Annotated in this window: 20 protein-coding genes; 7 read left to right on the top strand and 13 right to left on the bottom strand. The window is 69.0% G+C overall.

Annotated features, from left to right (window positions below; translation table 11 throughout):
- Positions 1–46 precede the first annotated feature (46 nt).
- The 4 genes from AC1D2H_RS26300 to AC1D2H_RS26285 are packed head-to-tail and all read left to right on the top strand — an operon-like array spanning position 47 to position 3,796.
- Positions 47–460: a GntR family transcriptional regulator gene (locus AC1D2H_RS26300; RefSeq protein WP_477931714.1), complete on the top strand. Its 414-nt coding sequence runs from the start codon at positions 47–49 to the stop codon at positions 458–460.
- Complete coding sequence (locus AC1D2H_RS26295) at positions 457–1,302, top strand: ABC transporter ATP-binding protein (RefSeq protein ID WP_478012936.1); 846 nt, start codon at positions 457–459, stop codon at positions 1,300–1,302. The genes AC1D2H_RS26300 and AC1D2H_RS26295 overlap by 4 nt, the downstream gene beginning before the upstream one ends.
- Positions 1,299–2,501, top strand: coding sequence for a hypothetical protein (locus tag AC1D2H_RS26290; RefSeq protein WP_478012935.1), 1,203 nt, complete (start codon positions 1,299–1,301; stop codon positions 2,499–2,501). Before AC1D2H_RS26295 ends, AC1D2H_RS26290 begins: the two co-directional genes overlap by 4 nt.
- Positions 2,502–2,539: 38 nt before the next feature.
- Positions 2,540–3,796, top strand: a complete 1,257-nt coding sequence (locus AC1D2H_RS26285) for an amidohydrolase (protein ID WP_477931717.1) — start codon at positions 2,540–2,542, stop codon at positions 3,794–3,796.
- On the opposite strand, the gene AC1D2H_RS26280 is transcribed toward AC1D2H_RS26285, so the two are convergent.
- Genes AC1D2H_RS26280 through flgB form a run of 7 tightly spaced genes read right to left on the bottom strand, consistent with a single transcriptional unit; the run spans position 3,797 to position 8,893 of the window.
- Positions 3,797–4,465: a flagellar basal body L-ring protein FlgH gene (locus AC1D2H_RS26280; protein ID WP_477931718.1), complete on the bottom strand. Its 669-nt coding sequence runs from the start codon at positions 4,463–4,465 to the stop codon at positions 3,797–3,799.
- A gap of 15 nt (positions 4,466–4,480) precedes the next feature.
- Positions 4,481–5,263 (bottom strand): flagellar basal-body rod protein FlgG, encoded by a 783-nt coding sequence (flgG, locus tag AC1D2H_RS26275; RefSeq protein ID WP_477931719.1) that lies wholly within the window; start codon positions 5,261–5,263, stop codon positions 4,481–4,483.
- Between the two features lie 12 nt (positions 5,264–5,275).
- Positions 5,276–6,007, bottom strand: a complete 732-nt coding sequence (gene flgF / locus AC1D2H_RS26270) for a flagellar basal-body rod protein FlgF (RefSeq protein WP_478012934.1) — start codon at positions 6,005–6,007, stop codon at positions 5,276–5,278.
- A gap of 22 nt (positions 6,008–6,029) precedes the next feature.
- A complete protein-coding gene (gene flgE, locus AC1D2H_RS26265; protein ID WP_477931721.1) occupies positions 6,030–7,376 on the bottom strand; it encodes a flagellar hook protein FlgE in 1,347 nt (448 codons plus the stop codon).
- Between the two features lie 31 nt (positions 7,377–7,407).
- Entirely contained in the window at positions 7,408–8,049 is a 642-nt protein-coding gene (locus AC1D2H_RS26260; RefSeq protein ID WP_478012933.1) for a flagellar hook assembly protein FlgD, read from the bottom strand.
- Positions 8,049–8,465, bottom strand: a complete 417-nt coding sequence (gene flgC, locus AC1D2H_RS26255) for a flagellar basal body rod protein FlgC (protein WP_477931723.1) — start codon at positions 8,463–8,465, stop codon at positions 8,049–8,051. Before flgC ends, AC1D2H_RS26260 begins: the two co-directional genes overlap by 1 nt.
- 14 nt (positions 8,466–8,479) lie before the next feature.
- A complete protein-coding gene (gene flgB / locus AC1D2H_RS26250; RefSeq protein WP_477931724.1) occupies positions 8,480–8,893 on the bottom strand; it encodes a flagellar basal body rod protein FlgB in 414 nt (137 codons plus the stop codon).
- A gap of 145 nt (positions 8,894–9,038) precedes the next feature.
- On the opposite strand from flgB, the gene flgA reads away from it, so the two are divergent.
- The 3 genes from flgA to AC1D2H_RS26235 all read left to right on the top strand — a co-directional run bounded on the left by flgA (position 9,039) and on the right by AC1D2H_RS26235 (position 10,610).
- A complete protein-coding gene (gene flgA, locus AC1D2H_RS26245; RefSeq protein ID WP_477931725.1) occupies positions 9,039–9,734 on the top strand; it encodes a flagellar basal body P-ring formation chaperone FlgA in 696 nt (231 codons plus the stop codon).
- Positions 9,735–9,872: 138 nt separating this feature from the next.
- Positions 9,873–10,205 carry a flagellar biosynthesis anti-sigma factor FlgM gene (flgM, locus tag AC1D2H_RS26240; protein WP_478012932.1) on the top strand — a complete coding sequence of 111 codons (333 nt, stop codon included), beginning with the start codon at positions 9,873–9,875 and terminating at the stop codon, positions 10,203–10,205.
- 15 nt (positions 10,206–10,220) lie between these two features.
- Positions 10,221–10,610, top strand: a complete 390-nt coding sequence (locus tag AC1D2H_RS26235; protein WP_478012931.1) for a hypothetical protein — start codon at positions 10,221–10,223, stop codon at positions 10,608–10,610.
- Between the two features lie 115 nt (positions 10,611–10,725).
- On the opposite strand, the gene AC1D2H_RS26230 is transcribed toward AC1D2H_RS26235, so the two are convergent.
- The 6 genes from AC1D2H_RS26230 to AC1D2H_RS26205 form a co-directional block, all read right to left on the bottom strand.
- Positions 10,726–11,082 carry a hypothetical protein gene (locus tag AC1D2H_RS26230; protein ID WP_478012930.1) on the bottom strand — a complete coding sequence of 119 codons (357 nt, stop codon included), beginning with the start codon at positions 11,080–11,082 and terminating at the stop codon, positions 10,726–10,728.
- Positions 11,083–11,291: 209 nt separating this feature from the next.
- Positions 11,292–11,723, bottom strand: a complete 432-nt coding sequence (locus tag AC1D2H_RS26225; RefSeq protein ID WP_478012929.1) for a DUF1841 family protein — start codon at positions 11,721–11,723, stop codon at positions 11,292–11,294.
- Between the two features lie 22 nt (positions 11,724–11,745).
- Positions 11,746–12,570: an SIR2 family NAD-dependent protein deacylase gene (locus tag AC1D2H_RS26220; RefSeq protein WP_478012928.1), complete on the bottom strand. Its 825-nt coding sequence runs from the start codon at positions 12,568–12,570 to the stop codon at positions 11,746–11,748.
- Positions 12,567–14,414, bottom strand: coding sequence for a glutathione-regulated potassium-efflux system protein KefC (kefC, locus tag AC1D2H_RS26215; protein ID WP_477931731.1), 1,848 nt, complete (start codon positions 14,412–14,414; stop codon positions 12,567–12,569). Before kefC ends, AC1D2H_RS26220 begins: the two co-directional genes overlap by 4 nt.
- A complete protein-coding gene (gene kefF / locus AC1D2H_RS26210; RefSeq protein ID WP_477931732.1) occupies positions 14,411–15,061 on the bottom strand; it encodes a glutathione-regulated potassium-efflux system oxidoreductase KefF in 651 nt (216 codons plus the stop codon). Before kefF ends, kefC begins: the two co-directional genes overlap by 4 nt.
- A gap of 22 nt (positions 15,062–15,083) precedes the next feature.
- On the bottom strand, positions 15,084–15,635 hold the full coding sequence (locus tag AC1D2H_RS26205) for an outer membrane beta-barrel protein (RefSeq protein ID WP_478012951.1): 552 nt from the start codon (positions 15,633–15,635) through the stop codon (positions 15,084–15,086).
- Positions 15,636–15,640: the final 5 nt, after the last annotated feature.

Genomic DNA, 15,640 nt, shown 5'->3' with positions numbered 1-15,640 from the left:
AACCGGGGCTTGTTATGTGTATTGTGTGTGTAATACACTAATACGCATGCCCAGCCCCCAGGCTTTCTTCGACATCCAGCCGCAACTGGCCACGCCCATCTACCGCCAGGTGGTGGAGCAGGTGCAGCGCCGCGTCGCCGGCGGCCAGCTCCGCCCGGGCGACGAGTTGCCCAGCGTGCGGGCCGTCGCCGAGCGGCATGCCATCAACCCCATGACCGTCAGCAAGGCCTACAGCCTGCTGGAGGCCGAAGGCTTGCTGGAGCGGCGCCGTGGCGTCGGCATGGTGGTGGCCGCCGGCGTGCAGGCCGCGGGCGCCTCGGCCGACCGCATGGCCTTGCTGGCGCCGGCCCTGCAGATGGCCGCGCGCCAGGCCCTGCAGCTCGGCATCGCGCCCGAGGCGGCCCTGGCGGCCTTCGAGCTGGCGCTGCAACAAACCCCCCAGGAGGACACCCCGACATGAGCCCCGCACTCGAAGCCCGCCAGCTCTGCCTGGACGTCCAAGAGCAGCAGTGGAGCGTGGCGCGGCCGCGCCTGCTGGACCATATCGACTTCGCCATCCCCGAGGGCGCCGTCGTCGGCCKCGTGGGCCGCAACGGCGCCGGCAAGAGCACGCTGATGCGCTGCCTGCTGGGGCTGACGACGCCGAGCTCGGGCGAGTCCCGCCTGCTCGGCGCGCCCAGCCGCGACCTGCCCGACGCGGTGCTGGAGCGCCTGGGCTATGCGGCCCAGACGCCCGACCTGTTCCCGCGCCTGACCGGGCTGGAGCATCTGGAGGAAATGGCGGCGGTCTATCCGGACCTGAACCTGGCCGACGCCGGCCTGCTCGCGGCCCGGCTGGACCTGAGCCTGGGCAAGCGGGCGTCGTCGCTGTCCCTGGGCGACCAGCAGAAGCTCGCCGTCGTGCTGGCGCTGGCCCACGACCCCGACCTGCTGCTGCTGGACGAGCCGGTCGCCAGCCTCGACCCGATCTCCCGGCGCGACTTCATGCGCGCGCTGTTCGCGCTGCGCCGCAAGCCGGCGCCACGCACGGTGCTGGTCTCCAGCCACCTGCTCAGCGACCTGGAGCGTGTCGTCAGCCATGTGATGTTTCTGCGTGAAGGCCGGCTGCAGCTCTTCGTCGAATGGGACGAGGCGGTCGAGCACCTGCGCAGCCTGCCCAGCCCCGAGCAGCCGGTGCAACTGCGGGCGGGCGAACTGCACTGGACGCAGGGCCAGCTGCTGGTGGATGCGCGCCAGCATCGCGAGGCTGCCGCCTTGCCGGCCCTGGGCATGGAAGACCTGCTGGAGCTGCTCAACTCATGAAGCTGGTCAATGTCTCTGCCGCACGCCGCCGCCGGGCCGCGGCCGAGGAGCGCTACCTCGGCCCGACCCTGCTGCTGCCCAGCATCGCCTCACTGTTCGGCATCCTGCTGGCCTGGGCGCTGCTGGTCTCCGGCATCGCCAGCAGCGCGCCGCTGGAGGTCGTCTCCGCCATCCAGGCGCTGTTGACGCTGTTCGGCGCGGCGGTGATTGCCGGCACGCAAGCGGCCAATGCGGGCTGCTGGCGGCGTCGCGTGGCGCCCTCGGCGGCCGCCCGGCGGGTGCGCCAGGTCTTGTTGAAGATGCTGAGCCGCCTCGCCGCCCGCGCGCTGGCGGGCCCGCTGGTGATGGTGGCCAGCCTCGCGTGGCTGCGCCCAGGCTGGGACCTGCTGGGCATGGCCGCCGAGGTGCTGCTGGTGCTGGCCGCCGCGCTGCTCGTCGGCGCACTGCTGGGCGCCGGCCTGCAGCGCCGGGCCTTGGCCTGGCTCGCCGCCGTGCAGCGCCCGCGGTCGGCTTCGGCATGGCGTTGGAAGGGCGGCTGGCGACGCTGGCGTCATGTGGCGACCCTGCACGAGATCGCCACCAACGTGCGCGGCACCACGCTGTGGATGTGGTTCCTGCTGCCCCAGGCGCTGATGCAGGCGCCGCAATGGCGCTTCCATGCCTGGGGCAAGACCCTGTCCAGCGGCGCGGACCTGGCCTGGGCAGGCTTGTGGATGCTGCTGCTCGGCCTGTTCGTCAACGCCGTCGTCGTCGGCCCGCCGCTGCATTGGCGGGCGCGGCTGGCGCCACGCGGGTCGTCGGCTGCCGGCTGGGCGCGCCGCATGGTGGCGGGCTCGATGCTGAATGCGATCGCCTGGATGTCGGCCGTGATGGCCTTGAGCATGGCCGTCAGCCCGGCCGACGTGCGTGCCGTGCAGCTGAGCGCCTGGGCGCCGGTGATGTCCGACGTGCTGCTGGCCATGACCTGGATTCTGTGGATGCGCGGCCTGCGCAACAACGGCTTCGCGCAGGTGTTGGCAGGCCTGGCCCTGGCGATGCTCAGCGTGCTGCTGCTGGGCGCGGTGTTGGCGTCGGGCGGGGTGCCGCAGCGCGGCCTGGCCTTGCTGGCCATCGAGATGACGCTCGCGCTGGCCTTTGCGGTGGCCGCGCAACGCGCATGGTCGCGGCAGGACCTGAACCGGCTCGCGCAGCCATCCTGACGCCATACTTGGAGGGCATCGCACTCGGGCCCTCCTGCATGAACTTCGCCGACCGCATCACCGCCGCCGCCGCGGCCCTGGAGCTCCAGGTCATCGCCTGGCGGCGCGATCTTCACCAGCATCCCGAGCTGGGGAACCGCGAGTTCCGCACCGCCGCCGTCGTCGCCGAGCATCTGCGCAACCTGGGCTTCGACGAGGTCAGGACCGGCGTCGCCCACACCGGTGTCGTCGGCCTGCTCAAGGGCGGCCGGCCCGGCGGCGTCGTGGCGCTGCGCGCCGACATGGACGGCCTGCCCGTCACCGAGGAGGTGGAGCTGCCCTTCGCGTCCAAGGCCCGTGCGGTCTGGAACGGCGAGGAGGTCGGCGTCATGCATGCCTGCGGCCATGACTGCCATGTCGCCATCCTGATGGGCGTGGCCAGCATCCTGGCCGGGCTGCGCGATGACATCCCCGGCACGGTCAAGTTCATCTTCCAGCCGGCCGAGGAGATGCCGCCCGAGGGCGAGGAGGGCGGCGCGGCGCTGATGATCAAGGAGGGCGTGCTGGAGAGCCCGACGCCCAGCGCCATCTTCGGACTGCACGTCACGTCGCGCCAGCAGGCCGGCGTCATCGGCTACCGGCCGGGGCCGACGATGGCCAGCAGCGACAAGCTCAAGATCACCGTGCAGGGCAAGCAGACCCATGGCGCGGCACCCTGGCTGGGCATCGATCCCATCGTCACGTCGGCCCAGATCGTGCTGGGCCTGCAGACCATCGTCAGCCGCACGCTGGACCTGAACCGCGAACCCGCGGTCGTCACCATCGGCGCCATCAAGGGCGGCGTGCGCGAGAACATCATCCCGGACACGGTGGAGATGCGCGGCACCATCCGCAGCTTCGACGAAGGCATGCGCGAGGCCATCCACGAGCGCGTCACGCAGCTGGCCGAGGGCATCTCGGCGGCGTCACGCGCTTCATGCAAGGTCTGCATCACGCGCAACTACCCGGTCACGCGCAACGACCCCGTGTTGACCGAGCAGATGGTGCCGACGCTGACCCGCGTGGCCAGCACCGGCCCGCGACCCATGGGCATCGAGGTGGTGCCCAAGGCGACCGGCGCGGAGGATTTCTCCTTCTTCCAGCGCCTGATCCCCGGCCTGTTCTTCTTCGTCGGCGTCACGCCGCCGGAGATCGAGCCGAGCAAGGCCTATTCGAACCACTCGCCGCGCTTCATCGTCGATGAGCGCGGCCTGGAGGTGGGCGTCAGGGCCCTGGCCAACCTGGCCGTGGACTACCTGGCCAGCAAGGCGGGGTGATCAGCTCGGCGCGAGGTTGAGGAAGAAGCGCGACAGCCAGCCCACGGCATGGGCATCCGCCGCGGCGCCGCGTCCGCGCTGCTCGATGCGCACATTGGCGACCGAGGTCGAGGCGACGGCATTGCCCTGGGCGATCATGCGCGGGTCCACCTGGCCGGAGAAGCGCAGCACGTCGACATTGCGGTTCACGCCGATCTGCTTCTCGCCGCTGATCATCAGATGGCCGTTGGGCAGCACGCCGGTCACGACGGCCGTGATGGCGCCGGTGAACTCGTTGGTGTTCTGGTTGCTGCCCTTGCCCTTGTTGTCATTGGCCGATGTGGCCTCGGCGCTGGCGCGGCCGAAGGCCTTGGGCGAGATGCCCGGCACCGCCGTGATGCCGGCGGACAGGCTGCCCGTCTTGCTCAGCTCGCTGGTGCTGGTCTGCGACGCCGACACGCGCTCGGTGATGTTGATGGTCAGCGTGTCGCCGACGAGGCGGGCACGGTGGTCCTCGAACAGCGGACGGTAGCTGGCCGACTGGTAGATGGCGCCGTTGCTCGCGGCCATGGGCTGCGTCGCCGGCAGGTTGACGACCGGCGTGGCGGCCATCTCCACATGCGGCTCGGGGTAGGGCGTCGCACAGCCGGCGAGCAGGAGGGGGAGGGCAATCAGGGCGAGGTACTTCATGGCGCGCCTTAAAACTTAGATCTGGGCCAGCTTCTGCAGCATTTGGTCGGAGGTCTGCACGGCCTTGGAGTTCAACTCGTAGGCGCGTTGGGTCTGGATCATCTGCACCAGTTCTTCGACGACATTGACGTTGGACGTCTCGACGAAGCCCTGCTGCAGTGCGCCGATGCCGTTGTTGTTGGGTGCGCCGGTGTTGGGCGTGCCGCTGGCGGCCGTCTCGGTGAACAGGTTCTGGCCCTTGGGGTCCAGGCCGGCCGGGTTCACGAAAGTGGCCAGCTGCAATTGGCCGACGGTCTGCGCCGCGGCCTGGCCGGGCAGCGTGACGCTGACGGTGCCGTCGTTGCCGATGGTCAGGCTCTGCGCGTTGGCGGGAATGGTGATGCCCGGCAGCAGCGTGTAGCCGTTGTTGGTGACCATCTGGCCATTGGCATTGAGCTGGAACGAGCCGTCGCGTGTGTAGGCGGTCGTGCCGTCGGGCTGCTGKATCTGGAAGAAGCCGTCGCCCTTGATGGCCAGGTCCAGGTTGTTGCTGGTCTGCTGCAGATTGCCCTGGGTGTAGATGCGCGCGGTGGCCACCGGGCGCACGCCCAGGCCGACCTGCAGGCCGGTGGGCAGCGTGGTCTGGTCGGTGCTGTTGGCACCGGCCTGGCGCATGTTCTGGTAGATCAGGTCCTCGAAGACGGCGTGCGAGCGCTTGTAGCCATTGGTGGCCACGTTGGCGAGGTTGTGCGAGATGTTGTCCAGCTGGGTCTGCTGGGCTTCCATGCCGGTCTTGGCGATCCAGAGCGAGCGCATCATGGCTTGGGTTCCTTAAGTGCTGCCGAGCAGCTTGGCCGATTGCTGACCCTGGGTCTGGGCAATCTGCAGCAGCTTCATCTGCTGCTCGAATTGGCGGCCGGCGGCGATCATGGCGACCATGGTCTCGACCGGGCTGACGTTGCTGCCTTCCAGCGCACCGTCCTGCAGGCGCGCTGCCTGGTTGGCGGGCAGGTCGCCGTCCGCGGCGCGGAACAGGCCGTCGTCGCCACGCGTGAGCTGGTTGGCGGCTTCGGGCGTGACGAGCTTGAGCCGGCCCACCGTGGTCGGCTTCTGGTTGGGTGCCTTGGCGCTGACGGTGCCGTCGCTGCCGATGGTCAGTTCGCTGTTGGGCGGCACATTGATCGGGCCACCGTCGCCCAGCACCGGCATGCCGTTGCGCATGACGAGCAGGCCCTCGGCGTTGACGTCCAGCGAGCCGGCGCGGGTGTAGGCCTCGGTGCCGTCGTTGGCCTGCACGGCCAGCCAGGCGTTGCCCTGCATGGCGACGTCGAGGTTGCGGCCGGTCGGTGTCAGCGGGCCCTGGGCGTCGTTGTAGCCGATGGTGGTTTCCAGCGAGTAGGCGCGCGTGGACGCACCGTCGCCGCGCACCGGCACGGCGCGGAAGGCCTGCAGCTCGGCGCGGAAGCCGTTGGTCGTCACGTTGGCGAGGTTGTGCGAGAGCACGTCCTGCCGCTGCATGGCCGCCTTGGCGCCGGCCATCGAGAGGTAGATCATGCGGTCCATCGCGCGTCCTCGCCTTCAGTCGTTAGCGCAGATTCACGATCGTCTGCAGGACCTGGTCCTGCGTCTTGATCGTCTGCGCATTGGCCTGGTAGGCACGCTGGGCCGTCACCATGTTGACGAGCTCGGCGGTCAGGTCGACGTTGCTTTCCTCCAGCGCGCCGGACTGCAGCGCACCCATATTGCCGTCGCCCGGCACGCCGACGACGGCGTCACCCGAGGCCACCGTGCGGATCCAGACGTTGCCGCCCATGGTCTGCAGGCCCTGCGGGTTGCGGAAGCTGGCGAGCTCGACCTGGCCGGCCGGCTTGCTCTGGCCGTTGGAATAGCGGGCCTGGACGATGCCGTCGTTGGCCACCTGGATGCCGGTCAGCTGGCCCGGGGCATAGCCGTCCTGGGTCAGGGCGGTCACCGCGAAGCTGCTGCCGTTCTCGGTCGCACCCGTCAGGTCGAGCTGGATGCCGGCAATGGCCAGCGTCGGGTTGCCGCGCGTGCTGGTGCCGGCCGGCACGGGCATGGAGATCGTGCCGGGCGGTGTCGTTGCGCTGCCGGCGATGGCGGAAGGCGCGCCACCGGTGGGCGGGAAGGTGATGGTGGTGTAGGGCGTCGTCGGGTTGCCGTTGGCATCCAGCGCGATGGCGTTGCCGGACGCGTCGGTGTCGAAGGGCGTGCCGTTGGCCGTCGCGTAGACGTTCCAGACGTCGTTGGGCGGCACCGCGCCGCTGGGGTCGGCCGCGCGTTGGAAGTAGAAGGTCACAGCGACGTCCTGGCCCTTGGCGTCGTAGGTCGTCATGGACGTCGCGTTGTTGTAGGTCGTGCTGTCCTTCAGGTCCATGCCCGTGCCAGCGCCACCGCCGGGGGCGGTGGTCTTCAGGCGGGAGTCGAGGTTGAACTCCATCGAGACCTTGGTCGTCACGGCGGGCGGGATGCCGCCGGTGGGCAGTTGCAGCGGCTGGGCCGTGCCGGGCTGGATGACACCGGCGCCATTGGCCGGGTAGCCCATCAGCTTGAGGCCGTCGTTGTTGACGATGAAGCCATCCTTGCTGACCTTGAACTGGCCGTTGCGGGTGTAACGCGTCGGGTTCACGCCATCGCTGACCTGGAAGAAGCCGCCGCCGTTGATGGCGAGGTCCATGGGGTTCTCGGTGGTCGTGATGTTGCCCTGCGTGAACTGCTGGGCGACGGACTGCAGGCTGGTGCCGATGCCGATCTGGTTGGCACCGGCGCCGTTCAGCGCGGCCGCGTAGACGTCGGAGAACTCGGCCCGCGAGCTCTTGGCCCCGAAGGTGCCGGAGTTGGCGATGTTGTTGCCGATGACGTCCAGGTTCTTGGAGGCGGCGTTGAGCCCGGAAAGGCCTTGCTGGAAGCTCATGAGGGAGTCCTTGCTGTCGTGCGGGGAGTGATCAGTTGACCGAGGAGACGGCCGTGTAGTCCACGGGGCCGAGGCGTTCGAGATTGAGCTTGAGGCTGCCGTTCTCGCTGTAGACGGCTTCCACCTTGTCGTGGGCGTAGAGCGTCGGCGTGACGGCCTTGGCGCCGTTGGTGGCCGTGATGCGGTACTTGAGCTCGGTGCCGTCGGCCGCCTTGCTGCCGGCGGGCCAGGAGAAGGTCTGGCGGCCCGAACCCTGGGCGCCCAGCTGCACGGTGTCGATGACGTTGCCTGCACCGCCGAGGATCTCGAGCTTGACGGTCTGGGCCGCGCCGTCGAGCTCGTAGCTGCCTTCGGCGACGCCGCTCTGGACCTGGATCTTGTCGCTGGGCACGCTGACCTCGCGGCCCACCAGCGAGATGGATTGCAGGGCCTGCATCTGGCCCAGTTGTGACCCCAGGCCCTTGATGCTGGTGTCCAGCGTGGACAGGCTGGTCACCTGCTGGATCTGCGCCATCTGGCTCGTCACCTGGGCGTTGTCCATCGGGTTGAGCGGGTCCTGGTTGTTCATCTGCGCGACGAGCAGCTTCAGGAAGCGATCCTGGGTCTCGGCGGCGTTCTTGGCCGAGGTGGTCGGCGTGCTCGTCGAGCTGCCGTTGAGTGCGGTGATGTCCATCAGCTTTGACCCAGTTGGAGCGTCTTGAGCAGCAGGTTCTTGGCCGTGCTCATGACTTCGATGTTGTTCTGGTAGGAACGCGAGGCCGAGATCATGTTGACCATCTCTTCCACCGGGTTCACGTTGGAATAGGTCACATAGCCGTCGGCATCGGCCTGCGGATGCTTGGGGTCGTGCACGCGACGACCGGGGGTCTGGTCTTCGCTGATATTGGTCACGCGCACGCCGGCGGCGCCGCTGTCGTTGCCCGCGCCCATCAGCTGGGTCTGGAAGACGACCTGGCGCGCCTTGTAGGCCTGGCCATCCGGGCCGGCCACGGTGTCGGCATTGGCCAGGTTGCTGGCGACGACGTTCAGGCGCTGGCTCTGCGCGCTGACCGCGCTGCCGGCGACGTGAAAGATCTGGAACATGGACATGATTCAGTCCTCCATCAGCTCTGGTTGTGCGACTTCATCGCGTCCAGCGTCGTGCGCACGGACGAGTTGATGAAACGCAGCGTCGCTTCGTACTTCACCGAGTTGTCGGCGAAGCTGGCGCGCTCGCGGTCCATGTCGACGCCGTTGCTGTCCAGGCTGGTCTGGGACTGCAGCGCGTAATCCTTGCCGCTCTCGCCGCGTGCGCCGGCCAGCGGGGCGATATGGCCGCGCTGCGTCGCCTGCAGGGCGCCGTTGGTGGCGACTTCGCCGGTCGCTTCACGCAGCGCCTTGGCGAAATCCATGTCGCGGGCCTGGTAGCCCGGCGTGTCGGCGTTGGCGATGTTGCTGGCGAGCTGGCGCTGACGCTCCGCCCGGAGCTGGAGCGCCTGGGTCTGGAAGTTCAGCGTGTCTGTAAGTCGGTTCAACATCTGGGGCCTCTTTCGAGGTGCAGGGCCGGGATGGCTCTTGCGCAAATTGTCTGAAGCAGGCCCGAAAACATGAGCGGGATTAACGGGGCCAAAGCCGCTCAATTCCGACCTAGGGGCGGCCGCTCCCATCTCTAGAGTGGCGGCCATGCTCCGTGCCACCCTGCTCCTCGTCTGCCTGCTCGCTGCCCTGCCTGGGCGGGCGCAGACCGTGCTCGATCCGGCGCTGCTGGAGCGCGTGCGCGTGCTGGCCGAAACGGCCGCGCGTGCCGCCGCCCCCCCCAATACCCGCGTCGCCGTCGAGATCGGCGCCCTGGACGCCCGCCTGCGCCTGGCCCCCTGCCAGCAGGTCCAGCCCTATCTGCCAGCCGGCATGGCCGTCTGGGGCAAGAGCCGCATCGGCCTGCGCTGCACGGACGGCGCCGCGCGCTGGAATGTGACCCTGCCGGTGCGGGTCGCCGTCTTCGGCCGCGCCGTGGTCGCCAACGGCCCCTTGCCGGCGGGCGTGAATTTGTCTCAAGAACAACTGGCCCTGGCCGATATCGACATCGCAGCCGAACCTGGCGCTGTCTTCACCGATCCGGCCTTGCTGATCGGGCGTACGCTGGCGCGCCCGCTCGGCGCCGCCGAGGCGGTGCGCGCGCCGGCGCTGAAGTCGCGCCAGTGGTTTGCCGCCGGAGAGACCGTCCAGGTCCGCGTGGCGGGTGAGGGATTTGCCGTCGCCTCCGAGGCCCAGGCCCTGTCGGCCGGCATCGAGGGCCAGGAGGTCAGGGTGAGGTTTGAAAGTGGCCGCGTTGCCAGCGGCCGGGCCGTCGCCGAACGCCGCGTGGATGTGTTGCTGTGAGCAAACTGCCACGAATCGCAACAACTGGCCGGAAAAACCGGCCAGTTCCCGCTCAAGTTCCTAGGCCAGGGGCCGATACAGGGGGAAACTCCCCTGCAATGCCCTCTGCGGGGCCCGCCCCGCACCCTGGAGAAGCTCATGAAGATCGGTAACAGCCCAGAAGGCAGCGTCAGCCCGCCCAAGGCCGAACGGCCTGCCGCGCGCAAGGCCGAGACCGCCTCCGCGACCGACGTCGTCCGTCAGACCGCCCAGGCCGCCACCTCGGCGCCCAGCGCCCAGGTCGACATTTCCAGCACCGCCAAGCTCGCCGCCAGTGGTGGCGCCGACGATGGCAGCTTCGACGCCGCCAAGGTCGCCCGCATCTCCCAGGCCATCAGTGAGGGTAAGTTCACGGTCAATGCAGACGCGATCGCGGACAAGCTGGTCTCGAATGCGCAAGAATTGCTGGACAGCCGCGTCAACAAGCATTGAACAAGCACTGAACCCATGACCGCCACCGCTCCGTCCACTCTCGGCACCGAACTCGAACAGCCTCTGCTGGCTGTCGAGGCCGCGTTGAACCAGCTCGGCGACGCGCTGGCCCGCCGTGACGCCGCGGCCATCGAACAGCATGCGGCCGAGTTGCACCAGCATCTGGCCCGCGCCGTGCAGAGCTTCAGCGAAGCCGCCCGCACCGGCAGCGTGCCCAGTGCCCTGCGCAACCGCCTCGTGCGTGCCGGTGGCCTGCTGGCCGCCCAGCGCGAAGCCCTGGCCCGCGGCAACGCCTCGCTGGACCGTGCGTTGGACGTGCTGATCCCGAGCGAGCCCACCGGCCTCTACGGTGCCGGCGGCAAGGCAGAGCGCCGCAGCGTTGGCGGTGGCAGCTACCAGGCCTGAGCGACTTCGAATGAAAGAAGCCACCTTGCGAGGTGGCTTTTTTGTGCCCGATCGGTCGGGAAGGCCAAAAGAAAAGCGGCCCCGCAGGGCCGCTTGTTATTGCGCCAGGCGCTGTTTACTTGGCAGCCAGGGCGGTGGCGCGGTGTGCGACCGGGGCCGGGAAGTCGCCCAGTTCGCGAGCGGCGTTTTCGCCATGGTCGGCGGCCAGGGCAGCGGTCTGCTCGGTTTGCAGTTCCGTCGCCTTGACCATCAGGATGGCCTGGCGGGGCAGCTTGGTCGTCGCGACGGCGGCGCTCTTGGCGGCGGCCGGTGCCGTCACTTCGATGCCCTTCTCGCCTTGGAGGACGGCCAGTTCACCGTTGTTGCGGGCGGCCACGAGGTCGGCGATGACGGCTTCGCGGGTGGTCTGGGCGGAGGCAGCACCGGCGGCGATCAGGAGGGCGGTGGCGAAAACGGTAGACAGCTTGCTCATGATGATTTCCTTCAAGTTCCGTGGCGGGTTGTTCCGCCTGGTTTGCTTGGGCATCGCGACCGCGGTGTCCATGGGTTGAACTGTAGGCAGCTCGCCTCAGTAGAAACACCAGTAACCGAGCAATGCGTCGTTCCCAAAAGGAAAACAATCATCGGCGGCTGTTTGCCGTCATGCCGAAAAAAGAGGGAATTGCCAAGGCCCGGCGGAACTCAGCGGGTGGCCGCCTGGCGCACCTTGTCCAGATAGGTGTGGCCGTCCGGCGGCAGGCCGCTGCGTTGCGAGGCCCAGATCATTTCGCCCAGCGCCTCCATGGCCACGTGGTGGGCTTCATGGCGGGAATTGCGCTTGGCCGCCAGCAGGTCGATGGCCTGGCGGATGCCGGAGGGCTGGTCGATGGCGTGCTGCTCGGTGATGGTCAGGTGCATGGACAGGTGCAGGAAGGGGTTGGTGCGGCCTTCCTCGACCGTGTAGACCTTGTCCAGCGCGGCGGCCTCGTCGGCGAGTTCCTCGTGGTACTCGGGGTGCTCGGCGATCCAGTCGGCCGCGATGGCCTCCATGGGGATCAACGGCGCGCCGTCGCGCCATTTGCGATACGTGGCGCAGAAGAAGCGGCGGACTTCGAGCTGGGAGGGAGCGAACATGGCGCGATTGTCGCCGCCGGCCTCAATCCAGTCGGCCTGCCAGGGCTTGCAGCGCGGCCAGCGCGCCCATCGCGATACCGATGCCCAGCGACGCGGCGACGGCCGGCTCGCGGGGGTTCAGGCGCAGGATCTGGCCGCCATGATGGACGGCCACGTGCTGGCTGAAATGGCGCACCGAGGGCACCGCCGTGCCGGCGCCGATCTCGATGACGACCGGGCGTTCGGCCTGCGTCAGCCAGCGGGCCAGGCGAGCTTCCTGCGCGTCGTAGCGGTCGGCGATCCATCCCCAGTCGCCGAACATCAGCAGGTTGGGCCGCAGCAGCCCGCCACAGCCGGGGCAGGCCGGCAATTCGCCCAGCCAGCGGCACTCGGCCTCGTCGATCTGTGGCTCGAGACCCTCGGCCGGCAGCGGCGCCTGGCCGCAGCCGCGCAGGCATTGCAGCCAATGCAGCGAACCGTGGCATTCGTGGAGAGGGGCAGCGTCGAAACCGGCGCGCTGGAACTGACCGTCGACATTGCTCGTGAACACCGCCAGGCCCTGCGGCAGGCGTTCACCCCAGCGCTGCAGCAGGCCGAAGCCGGCATGCGGCACGGTGCGCCGGTACAGCGCCAGGCGGTGGCCGTAGAAGCCCCAGGCCAGCCGCGGGTCGGTCTCGAAGGTGCGAGGCGACGCGACCGTGGTGAAGTCCAGCCCCGCGCGGCCCAGGGCCGGGTAGGCGCGCCAGAAACCCTCGCGGCCGCGGAAGTCCGGCAGGCCGGAGTCGACACCCATGCCGGCGCCGGCGGCGATGACCAGGGCGTCGGCCTGGGTGATCAGCTGGGCGGCCTGGTCCAGCGCCTCCTTCATGAGGATGCGTCGGCGTCCTGCCTGTCCCAGCCGCCGCGCTGGGCCTTGCGGTGGGCGTCCTCGGCCTCGCGTTCGGCGGCGATCAACTGCTCGAACTGCTGGCGGCCCAGTCGGGCGGCGGCGATCAGCGCGCCCTCGTCGCCCTGCAGCGGCACCATGGTGTTGAGCACGTCGATGTTGTGGCGCCTGAAGCGCATGGCCTGGCGGCGTGCGGCGTGCGGCTCCATGCCGGTCAGCTCCAGCACGCTGCGCGCGCTCATCAGCGCGGCGTCGAAGGTCTCGCGCTCGATGTGGCGCACGCCGGCTTCGTGCAGCTGGTAGTAGTGCTGCACATTGCGCGCCCGGGCGACGACGGTGAGCTGCGGGAAGTGTTCGCGCGCCAGCTCGGCGATCTCGACGCTCTGCGCGATGTCGTCGATGGCGATGACGAGGATGCGCCCCGTCGCCGCCCCGGCCGTCTTGAGCATGTCCAGGCGCGTCGCGTCGCCGTAGTAGACCGTCCAGTCGAAGCGGCGCAGGCTCTCGATGGCCTCGGAGTCATGGTCCAGCACGGTGGCTTCCAACCCATTGGCGCGCAGCATGCGGGCGACGACCTGGCCATAGCGGCCGCTGCCGGCAATGATGATGGGCGAGGGCGGCGGCGGCGTGGCCTCGGCGCGCTTCTTGAGGCCGCGGCGGGCGAGCTTCTGCGACATCAGCCGGTCGCCGCCGGTCAGCAGCAGTGGCGTCAGCGCGAGGGACAGCGCGACGGCCGCGACCAGGGCCGAGTTCTGCACCGCGCTGATCATGCCCTCGCTCTGCGCGAGCTGGAAGACGACGAAGCCGAACTCGCCGCCCTGGGCCAGCAGGATGACGAAGGCCGGCCGCTCCACCAGCGGGATCTTCATCGCCTTGGACATCGCAACGAGGACGAAGATCTTGCAGCCCAGCAGGGCCAGCACGAGCAGGGCCACGAAACCCGGCTGGGCCGCCACGGCCTTCAAGTCCAGCCCCATGCCGACTGCGATGAAGAACAGCCCAAGCAGCAAGCCCTTGAAGGGCTCCAGGTCGGTCTCCAGCTCGCGGCGGTATTCGCTTTCGGCCAGCAGCACGCCGGCGAGGAAGGCGCCCAGGGCCATGGACAGGCCGACCAACTGCATCAGGGCCGCCGTGCCCAGCACCAGCAGCAGGGCCGCGGCGGTGAAGATCTCGGGCGTCTTGCTGTGGGCAATCCAGCGCAGGGCGGGCCGCAGCAGCAGGCGGCCGCCGAAGATGATGACGACGATGGCGCCCACGGCCTTGGCGCCGGCCAGCCAGGTGCGGCCATCGCCGTCGTCCGACGTTCCGCTCAGGGCCAGCACCGGCACCAGGGCCAGCACGGGGATGGCGGCGATGTCCTGCAGCAGCGCCACCGAAAGGATGCTTTCTCCCGCCGTCGTGCGGCCGAGATTGCGCTCGGCCAGCACCGCGAGTGCGACGGCGGTGGATGACATCGCCAGGCCCAGGCTGACGACGACGGCGAGTCGCCAGGGGTAGCCGAGAGCGAGGCCGACAAAGGTCAGCGCCGCCGCACAGCCCAGCAACTGCACACTGCCCCAGCCGAAGATCGGCCGGCGCATGGCCCACAAGCGCTTGGGCTCCAGCTCCAGGCCGACGAGGAAGAGCATCAGCACGACGCCGAGTTCGGCGACCTCCGGGATGGCCGTGGATTCAGGGATGAGGCCGAGCACCGCCGGGCCGATCAGCAGGCCTGCGACCAGGTAGCCGAGGATGGAGCCCAGCCTGAGATAGCGGGCCAGCGGCACTGCCAGCACCGCGGCGGCGAGGAAGACGAGGGGCAGTTGCAGCCAGGCGCCGTGGGTCATTCGGCACCCCCGATCGTCGAGAACAGCGGCGGCCTTTCGTCCAGCGCCACGGCCTCCTCGTCGCCGACCTCCGGCGCCGCGAGGTCATGGCACCACTCGGGGTAGTGCGCCAGCCGCTTCACGAACAACTCGGCATGCGCGGTGATCTCGGCGTCTGTCGCGCGGTGGGCGGCGTGCAGGATCTGCGGCGGCAGATAGTGCATGCCGCAGGTCTTGGCCGACTGCTGGTAGGGCAGCAGGAACTCTTCGATGGGGTGATGGTTGTGGCCACCGGGCGCATAGGCCTCGGCACCGCCGCCGGTGGAGGCCACCAGCCAGAAATCCTTGCCATGCAGGGCCGTGCCGCCCGGGCCATAGGCCCAGCCCAGGCGTGGCACTTCGTCCAGCCAGAGCTTTTGCAGGGCGGGCATGCTGTACCAGTAGATGGGATGCAGCATGACGACCAGACGCGCCGCTTCGAGGGCGCGCTGCTCGGCGTCGATGTGGATGTGGAAGTCGGGGTAGAGGCGATAGAGGTCGCGCAACTCGACCCGGTCGGCCGCGGGCGAAGCGCGCAATGCGTCGAGCACGGTGCGGGTCGCGTGGGAGCGGGCCAGGTCGGGATGGGCGGCGAGGACGAGGATGTCGCGGGCGTTGGCGTCGGGCATGGCCCGCGAGGTTAACTTGCTCCTAGAACTTGAAGCTCAGTCCCACTTCCGCCTTCTGCTGCGTGAAGCGGTCGCCGTCGCTGCGGCGCGAGCCGTAGCGGTTGTATTCGACGGTGGCTGACAACTGCGGCGAGAGCTTCCACGCCAGGCCGCTGCCGAACATGGGCCGCACGAAGGACTCGCGATCGGTGTGGCCCAGCGAGTCGCTGGCCTTCAGCCGGTTCAAGGCCAGGCCGACCTTGCCGAAGAGCGCGAAGGAATCGCCGAGCGAGGTGGTGGCTCTTGCGGCCAGGTAGGTGACGCTGGTGGACATCTTCAGCTGGTAGGGAGAACCTGGCGTGGGGTCGGTGGCGTGGTAGCGGCCGAAGGCGCCGTAGCCCAGCTCGGCCGCCCAGGTGGGCGTGAACTGCAGCCCGGCGTACAGCTTCATCGCATGCGGCTTGTTGTCGTTGGCCACGTCATGGCCGTTGATGTTGAAGTTCGCCTCGCCGGGGGTGGTGAGGTTGAAACCGACGTAGGGGTCGGCGGCATGCGCGCAGCAAGTGGCCAGCGCGGCAACGGTGAGGAACAGCACAGCTT

The sequence above is a fragment of the Roseateles sp. P1_C1_2 genome (assembly GCF_056406535.1).
Note: the sequence above shows the minus strand (reverse complement) of the source record. Positions and strands in the feature narration are given on the sequence as shown.